This window comes from Bacteroidota bacterium (assembly GCA_039111535.1).
In the GTDB taxonomy this organism is placed as follows: Bacteria; Bacteroidota; Rhodothermia; order Rhodothermales; family JAHQVL01; genus JBCCIM01.
Genome location: JBCCIM010000240.1, coordinates 1 through 8430, shown reverse-complemented (window position 1 = coordinate 8430; position 8430 = coordinate 1). Strand labels below are relative to the sequence as shown.

8 protein-coding genes are annotated in these 8430 nt (G+C 50.7%); 6 read left to right on the top strand and 2 right to left on the bottom strand.

Annotated elements, in window-relative coordinates:
• Positions 1-213: 213 nt before the first annotated feature.
• Together AAF564_24165 and AAF564_24160 are read right to left on the bottom strand one after the other, a co-directional pair.
• Positions 214-615 (bottom strand): rhodanese-like domain-containing protein, encoded by a 402-nt coding sequence (locus tag AAF564_24165; protein ID MEM8488665.1) that lies wholly within the window; start codon positions 613-615, stop codon positions 214-216.
• Between the two features lie 10 nt (positions 616-625).
• Positions 626-1555, bottom strand: a complete 930-nt coding sequence (locus AAF564_24160) for a sterol desaturase family protein (protein ID MEM8488664.1) — start codon at positions 1553-1555, stop codon at positions 626-628.
• A gap of 279 nt (positions 1556-1834) precedes the next feature.
• Between AAF564_24160 and AAF564_24155 the strand changes: the two genes are divergently transcribed.
• Genes AAF564_24155 through AAF564_24130 form a run of 6 tightly spaced genes read left to right on the top strand, consistent with a single transcriptional unit; the run spans position 1835 to position 8171 of the window.
• A complete protein-coding gene (locus tag AAF564_24155) occupies positions 1835-2986 on the top strand; it encodes a glycosyltransferase family 4 protein (protein MEM8488663.1) in 1152 nt (383 codons plus the stop codon).
• A 5-nt stretch (positions 2987-2991) separates the two neighbouring features.
• Positions 2992-3528 carry a methyltransferase domain-containing protein gene (locus AAF564_24150; GenBank protein MEM8488662.1) on the top strand — a complete coding sequence of 179 codons (537 nt, stop codon included), beginning with the start codon at positions 2992-2994 and terminating at the stop codon, positions 3526-3528.
• A 9-nt stretch (positions 3529-3537) separates the two neighbouring features.
• A complete protein-coding gene (locus tag AAF564_24145; GenBank protein MEM8488661.1) occupies positions 3538-4635 on the top strand; it encodes a hypothetical protein in 1098 nt (365 codons plus the stop codon).
• A 16-nt stretch (positions 4636-4651) separates the two neighbouring features.
• Positions 4652-5281, top strand: coding sequence for a hypothetical protein (locus AAF564_24140; GenBank protein MEM8488660.1), 630 nt, complete (start codon positions 4652-4654; stop codon positions 5279-5281).
• Between the two features lie 18 nt (positions 5282-5299).
• Positions 5300-6901: a hypothetical protein gene (locus AAF564_24135; protein MEM8488659.1), complete on the top strand. Its 1602-nt coding sequence runs from the start codon at positions 5300-5302 to the stop codon at positions 6899-6901.
• 43 nt (positions 6902-6944) lie between these two features.
• Complete coding sequence (locus tag AAF564_24130; GenBank protein MEM8488658.1) at positions 6945-8171, top strand: HEAT repeat domain-containing protein; 1227 nt, start codon at positions 6945-6947, stop codon at positions 8169-8171.
• The last annotated feature ends 259 nt before the right edge of the window (positions 8172-8430 follow it).

Sequence of the window (8430 nt, the reverse complement as noted above, 5' to 3'; positions counted from 1 at the left end):
TACGCCGCTTACTTCCTATACGTGCAATCGGCATATTGCATTGAGATTGTAAGAAAGACAGGTCGCAAAGTAAAGCAGCCCGGCACTTGGGCAAGATAGGGGTTAAGGATGAATCGTGGGTTGATTTGAAATGAAAATCAAGACAAAAAAGCCGCAAAAAGCGGCTTCTTATGGCTTATACAAGCAATTTAAACGAAGAGACAATTTGACATTCTATACCCGAATCACCGGATATCCGTCTCTTTTCCAGCCGTTGAATTGCCCTTCGAGCATATAGACCGAGGTGTAGCCGGCCATACGCAGAATTAGGGCGCCTACCCGGGCACGCAACCCGGTGCCACAATACACAACAAGGGTTTCCTGCTCTGAAATTGCGAGGTTCTTGTGCTCTGTAAAAAGAGAAAACACGGATGCATGAATTGCATTGGGCAGATGACCCGTGTCAAATTCAGCTTTGGTCCGTACGTCGAGAATGGCCGGGGCTTCGCCATCTCCAATAAATTCTATCAATGCATCTGATCCAACCTTCGGCGTGAGACTGGGCCAATAAAGCGGCACAGTAACGATCACAAAAGAGAGGACGATTGCAAAGAAGAAAAATCTTCTAGTCGTCATCAAAAAAATATCAAGTTGTGGCGGACTCCACGTCGCTACCGTTCTCGTGGGGCTCCTCGGTATCGCGGAGAGAAAACGGGAGGCCATGAAGGCTTTGGGCGAGAAACGTTTTGGGGAACGAATCAACCCCTTCGAAACCTAGCTCAATGTCGCGCCCGCTATGAGGCACGTAGTCAGTTCCGAACAGATAATCCCAGATACTGAGAGTCAATCCAAAGTTCACGCCAAATCTATGGGATTCAGGCCATTCCTTTGCATGATGCCATATATGCATCTGTGGATTATTAAATATATACTTCAAAATACCCAGATTGATCGTGAAGTTCGAGTGATTAAAGTGTCCAACGGCCAGCGTAAACAGGTGAACCACGAAAAAATCATCGATTCCAAAGCCAATCATGGCCAGCGGAATATACTCCAGGACCCTATAAACCACGTTCTCCATCCAGTGGAAGCGCAAATGTGCCGCAAAACCCATTTCCTTCACAGAATGGTGCACTTTATGAAACTCCCATAGAAAAGGCACCCGATGCAGCAGCCGGTGAATATTCCACTGCATAAAATCGCGCACAACAAACAGCGCCAGCAATTGCGTCCATGCCGGCCAACTATCCAGGTGAATGGCAACAAGATTGGTAATACCAAATATGCCCAGAAAATCATTAAACAGGTTAACAACTACATCTGACGCTGCATTGTAAATGATGAGCGAGAACAGGAAGAAGTTGAAAAACATGTAGAAGAAGTCCAACCAGAAATCCTGGCGGAACTGGGCCTGGTTCTTCCGCCAGGGCTTTGCAAGCTCAAGGGCAAAAAAGAGCAGAGACACCGCAATCAACCAGTAAAAATAGTTGGTCCAGTGCGGATTGAGAATTTCTTGCCAGAGGTACGAAGCGTATCCCTTGTAGCTGGCTGCAATCAGATCTATGTATTTTTGCACGGCAACTGAACGTTTACAATTGGATGTACGGGTAATGTGGGCATGCAAACCATAAAGTTGTATATCCAGCTTCTATATTTGTTACTCAGGTGCCGGCATATCCACACGCAAATCATAAAAGCAGCGACACAAGTTCAAACTTTCTCGTACATTCACGTGTCAAATGCTGGGCTATGCACAGCTAAGAATTGCCCAACAAAAGGCCGGCGCATTTGGCTATGCCTCTGCCTATGCTACACGTAAACACCCTTTAGCCACCATTATCCATCTTTGCCATCCATGATGCAGCACGCAGCTGGGGAAAGCATACACCTGACGTCGACCCACCGACCGTTTGACACACGCGTGTTTCAGAAAGAATGCCGCTCATTAGCCAAAGCAGGCTACCGGGTCACCCTTATTGTCCCCCACACCCAGGACGAAGTTGTGGACGGTGTACAGATTCGAGCCGTGCCGCGGCCAGCCAATGGTCGGGAGCGCCTCAAAAAGACAACGCGGGACGTGTATAAAGCTGCACTGAAAGAAAACCGGGACGCCATTTTCCATTTTCATGACGGGGAACTGCTGCCTTTCATGTTGCTGCTCAAACTTCGGGGCCGGCGCGTCATTTACGACGCCCATGAAGATTCGCCCCGCCAAATGATGTACCAGCACTGGATCCCGCGGCCACTGCGCCGGCCAATAGGGTTGTTTATGCGGATGCTGGAATGGGCAGCCGGCCGCATGCTCAACCATGTCATCGCTGCTGAACCCATTATCGCAGACTACTTCCCGCAAAAAAAGGTATCGCTGGTACGCAACTACCCGATGCTGGAAGAATTCTCGGCGTGCAAGCATGTACCCTACGCCAGCCGGCCATCCCATATTGGCTTTGCCGGTGGCATCAGCGCGGTGCGAGGCGTAACAGAACTGGTAGACGCCCTCAACCACGTAGAAGGCACTACACGCCTGCAACTGGCCGGCACCTTTTATCCAACCGACCTGAAAACACGCGTTGAAAACATGCCGGGTTGGGCAAAGGTAGACTTCCAGGGCTGGATCGACCGCACCGGATTAATCAAGCTCCTTTCCGGTGTTCGGATTGGAGTCATTACAAGACATCCCATAGATCGACACCTGAGCGCTTTCCCAACCAAGCTGTTTGAGTACATGGCAGCCGGGTTGCCTGTCGTGGTCTCCGATTTGCCGACAATTCGCCCCATCGTTGAGCGCCACAATTGCGGTTTATTGGTAGATCCACTCAAGCCGGAAGCCATTGCAACGGGTCTACAAACCCTGCTCAACGACCCTGAAAAAGCGGAACAAATGGGTCAACGGGGCTATAAGGCCATCACCGAGCACTACAACTGGGACAATGAAGTCAAAACCTTGCTTGCCGTCTATCAAAGCATAGAAAAAGACACGCCCGTGCACCGCTCCCCGGCCCAATAATTTCCATGAGCGTAGCTGAATACTCTGCATCAAATCCCGCCCTCAAACTGCGCTACCAGCGTACGCTTGACTTCATGCGCAAAGGCCTGCAACCGCCGGCGCGCATACTGGATTTAGGAGAAGACAACCCTTTTGCCGCCATCATGCGCAATGAAGGATTTGAAGTCTTCAACACAAAAGCAGACCTTGACGATACGCCTGAAGAAGTTGCTGCGCAACAAGTTGATGTTGTAACGGCTTTTGAAATTCTGGAACACCTGCTGAATCCGCTGGGTGTACTGCAAGCCATTGAGGCCAAACATCTTTTTGTGACGGTCCCACTCGACCTGTGGTTCACAAAAGCCTACCATAATCCGCGCGACCCGCGTGATCGGCATTTTCATGAATTTGAGCCCTGGCAGTTTGACTGGCTCCTCGAAAAAGCTGGTTGGACCATAGTGCGTTCAGAGCAATGGAATAGTCCGGTACGACGGATAGGCATCCGCCCGCTATTACGCCTCTTCACACCACGATACTACGCTGTAGAAGCCGTTCGAAAGTAACTGCACCTTATGATCTGCCCGTTTTGCCTTGAGAAGGTCAAATTTAAAAAAGAGGTAAACGACAACGGCACGTTTCAATACGTATGCCCAAAGGCAGATTGTAGCCAGCCCATTCCACGCCTCTATGTTGACGATTATAAGAAATATCCGCCTGTTGTGGTAAGCGTAATTGGACACCGTGCGCATGGAAAAACCGTTGCCCTCAGCACGCTCTATTACACCCTTGCCCGGATGGATTTGGGTCAATTTTGGCCTGAATTCTACATGTTTCCGATAAACGACCCGAGCCTGGAAGTGGTATTTGAGAATGCCAAATCACTCGACGCCGGCAAACTGCCACCCCCCAATCCCAAAATCTTTCCTGAACCTACCCTCCTGCAGGTCAACAGCCTGCCCATAACAAACAGCGGTAAAGCCACCCTGCTGTTCTACGATACAGCCGGCGAGGCGTTTATGCGGACACAAGACATCGGGCGGTACGCCGGCTTTGTGCGCCGCGCAGGCACCGCACTTTTTCTTGTCAGTCTGCCGCAGCTCAAAAAAACGGTAGATTCATCGTCCAATCCGGGTGTAGAACTTGAGCGCTTGCTGTATTCCTATATCCAGGGTATGGCTGATATGAATGCGGATACGCGCAAGCAGCACCTGATTATTGTGTTTACCTGCGGCGATGCGATGCTGAACGACCTCGATGGGTACCCGCAGGTCAAGCAGTATATGATGAAAGACGACTGGAGCCGGCTACAAGACATCAACAGCTACGTCGCCCAGATGTACGTAATTTCCGACTTACTAAACCGCTACACGCACGACACCCTTGGGGCGCGACAATTTCTCACATTGGCTAAAGATCGATTTGCCTCGGTCCATTTCTCGATTATTTCCGCTTTAGGCGCAGCACCCGACGAAGAAGGCAATCTTTCGGTTAAAATCAAACCGCGCCGTATTCTCGACCCTTTGCTGTGGACCCTGGAGCGTACCCAGTCCGTTCGACAACGACGGCTCTACGAACGGCAGGCGGCGGCATTGAACCCAGGCTATCGCCCTGTGCCTGCAACAAAAAGCAAGGGCTGGTTCGCAACCCTATGGAAATCCATTTTTAAATAATCGACAGAATCTCCAGATGCGGATCTCCTTTTCATCTGATCTTACAGGCTTCCCGCTGGTCCATTTGTCCGACCTGGGGTTTGATGCGCAACTTTGGCCCGTCACCAAAAATCAGTTTGCATCGTTTGCGACATCCGACCCGATATTCGATACCATATTCCAGCATGCCAGTGCCTTGAATCAGCCACAAAAAAAAGCCGGCACCAGGCCAAGGATCGAGCATGATATCATGACCGGCATCTTACCAGAAGAGGCTTTGCAGTTTGCCGTTTGGCTCGACAATGAAGAACCAACTTCTGACTACGCTTTGCCGGCTGTTGAAGAGTGGCGTGCCGTGTATGACGCCCTGCAATATGAACGCTGCGATCCGTACCTGGAAGAGATTGAAGCGTATTGTGCAAGCGAACCGGCACAAAGCTGGCTACAACGTATCCTGCAGACTGAACCGCATACCTTGCTGGACCTTAGTTTAATGCAGGAAGGCATCGTAGAATGGGCCCTGGACGGCGAATCGTGGGTGGGACTGGGCCGGCCTGACACCGGCTTCTACCCGAATACTTTTCGCCCTATGCAGGAAACTGTTGTCCCTGTTGATGCAACCCAGCGCATGCGCATTTTCGGATGCCGACTCATTCGTGTTTTTTAACGTTTACCCGGATAACCCATGCCAAAGCTTTACGCCTGGCAACACATTTACGCCAACGTAGAACGCAACGAATCACCATCCAAAACGGCTGGTTTCCAAACCCTGTTCTACACGCACGACGGCCTTTCTGAAGAGGAAGTCGCTGACATTGAAGAACGCGTCTTTTACATTACAGGAGACCACAATCCCGTTAAACGCATTTGCTTTCGACTGGGCACAGACAAGCTTGTTGTCGGACAGGTTACACCGGTAAGCGGACAAGACAATGCCGGTCGCTCTGGTCTGTATGTCGCGCATTGCCTCATTTTTAGGACGGCCGAGTTTGCAGCGGCTAACATCAACCCGATGCAGCTCTTTGAGCTCGGCGTACTGGTCGATACCACCGAAGCAGCTTTGGCTAAAGGTGACAAGCAAAGCAGCAATATAGCAGAAGTGCTGCTCGACATTCCGTCCGCAAAATCTCCTGCGCAAACATGGGACGCTGACACATTCAGACAACTGGCGCAGCTTGCCATCAATCACAAAGCCGTTGCAGATGACAGGGCTGCCGTGGCTTTTATTGGATCAACAGAAGAAATAGAAGCCGCAGTGCAACACGCGCTGACGGTTGTCCCGCCGCAAATCCTTCCATACTGCAGTTTTGACACTTTTTTTGAGCGAGGTGGCAAACTCAATATTACCTATTGCTGGGGCACCGGTTTTAGCGAAAAGCCGCGACAAAAAGTCTATATCCTGGTAGATGCAGCGGACCGGCAAGTACAGTACACGGGTGAACTGGCTACCCCAATCACATCGTACGGGCGCTGGGTAGACGCCATGCTGACACAAGGCAAGTACGATACCATCCACGCCAACAAGCGGGAAGCCTTTCTGGTCACAAACTATCTCGACAACAAAGAAGGCGACCTCAAGGCACTTGACGGTGTATCTGAATCCCTCCTCGCTTCACTACTCGAAGCCAACAAAAAAGTTGTAGCCCATAGAATGCTTCGGCAACTCAGCGCAAAACTGCCCAAAGTTATTGCTACCCGGTTGCATCCTGTTGTGTCAGCCAATATGCAGCCTATCGATTTACTGGATAGCATCCAGGATGGATTTAACACCAAAGAACTCCTGCAGCACCTGTTTGCTGCCTACCAGGAATCGGGGTTCGCTGCACCAGAAAAAGCAGAACGCAAAGCCCTTGCAGCTTTGCTTGAAGAACATCCCCATCAAAAACTAAAAAGCCTGCTTCTCATTTGGGGAGATGGTGGCTGGAACTTGCCCATAGACAAATGGCGAATCAAGTCTGGCATCAAGAGCATGGATGCGGCTGCCTATGCTGAATTCTGGAAGTTGGCAGTCCCTACGCGACTGGTAGATCCTGAAAACCTGTTGGTTGATGGCAAAGAAGTGCTGTTTGCAGAACGAGCGATAGAAGACAAAATCCTGACTTCTAAAGTTATTCCTGACCTTGTAAGTGCGCTGGTCAAAGCAAAAACACTCGACCCGCTGGACCGTTTAGCACCCTACCTGAACGAATTGGATGAGAAACAAATAAAAAAAGTAAAACGTGCGCTGAAGGGTATCAACAGCATTCCGCCGGCCTTTAAGGAAACGCTTGGGTCGCTTGCGTCGTAACTTGCTGCTACAAGATCCATCAAGTCAGAGCAATCCACATCCTTTGGCTGCAAATCCCCCGCCCACGGCAGGTCGCATGACAGATTTTGAGTTCTACAGCAACCAGATAAAAGATGGTACATGGGACGAGCGCCGGCGTGCATGCGCGCATCTCGTGCGGCTGGGTGAAGCTGATGCTGTACATCCACTCATTTATGCCCTTGATGACCAGGACGCAAGCGTACGTGAAGCTGCCTACGATGCCCTTGGGCAACTGAATCATCCCCTTGCCTCAGCACCCATGATCACGCACCTGGAGCGAGAAACGGAAGAGCCGGTACGCCTTGCTGCATTACGGGCTTTTGGAAAGCTCCGGGACTTGAATGCCGTCAGCATAATCTCAGCGCAATTAAAAGACGACCACGCGATCATCCGACAGTACGCAGCTGAAGCGCTCGGCCAAATCAGGGACAAACGTGCACTGGACGATCTGACGGGTTGCCTCGACGATAGAAACCTCCAGGTCCGCGCAGCTGCCTGTGAATCACTGGGAATGCTGAAGCATGGTACCGCCATCCGCCCCTTGATCAAGAAATTGGGTGATCCGGCACCGCTGGTTCGAGAAAAGGCGCTGGAAGCACTCCGTCGGTTGGGAGAATACCAGCTCGTCACAGCATACGCCCTTGCGTTCTTTGGCTCTGAGACAGACGCAACTGTATTCAACATGTTAGCCGCCCAGGGGGATGTCAGAATTGTGTCACCGCTTATTGAGCGAATGGAGCACCCGTGGACAGAGCCGGCGCGAAAGAAATTGATAGCCAGAATCATTGACCTGATCCATGAACCGTCTAGCAATGCAATTGGACGTATTTTTTGTGCACAGGATTTAACCCGATTTGAGCAAGCCACAAAAATCATTGAAGGCGTTGGTAAAATACGCTACGTGGCTTGTCGCACCTGCGAAAGCACGTTGCATGCGATCCCGGCAACAACAGTCACCGCCTTGCTCGACGAAACCATGCAACAGAAATGGCGATTCGACAATAGCGCCTTCGTGGTAAACTGGTTTCAGTACAACACTATTTTTGATTTCAACCGGGTAGCAATTGGCCAGGCAGACGATGAAGCCGTCACACGCTTCTGCCTCGAAGCCAGTAACGACACCGACCCCAAACGCCCCCAACGCTGTTACGATATGGTCTGCGAAGTCCTGCCGAATGCAACCATCAGCTCAAATACGCTGCAAATCTTGAAGCGGACGTTTGCGATGGTGAAGGACCGGCGGCGGTAGGCGGTGGGCATTCTTGAATGTCGAACACCGAACAGGGGTGTTCAGAAAAGAATTTGTCTAATACGCGGAGCTATTCCATAAAATAAAACGCTTTTAGTTGAAGTGCTTTGTGATCGTGCTAAAGGCCATACGCAATAGTGGATTGTAAACTACAGCCCCGCATTTAAAACCGCGCATGTTCATTTCTTTTGCTTGCCCAAAAGAAACGAACCAAAGAAAAGGGCACCACCAAATAAAACGCGCGCTTTTATCTCCTTTC

Coding starts and splice junctions, on each gene's coding strand:
- AAF564_24145 (MEM8488661.1), top strand. CDS start 3,538: ATGATCTGCCCGTTTTGCCTTGAGAAGGTCAAATTTAAAAAAGAGGTA.
- AAF564_24135 (MEM8488659.1), top strand. CDS start 5,300: ATGCCAAAGCTTTACGCCTGGCAACACATTTACGCCAACGTAGAACGC.
- AAF564_24165 (MEM8488665.1), bottom strand. CDS start 615: ATGACGACTAGAAGATTTTTCTTCTTTGCAATCGTCCTCTCTTTTGTG.
- AAF564_24140 (MEM8488660.1), top strand. CDS start 4,652: ATGCGGATCTCCTTTTCATCTGATCTTACAGGCTTCCCGCTGGTCCAT.
- AAF564_24155 (MEM8488663.1), top strand. CDS start 1,835: ATGATGCAGCACGCAGCTGGGGAAAGCATACACCTGACGTCGACCCAC.
- AAF564_24150 (MEM8488662.1), top strand. CDS start 2,992: ATGAGCGTAGCTGAATACTCTGCATCAAATCCCGCCCTCAAACTGCGC.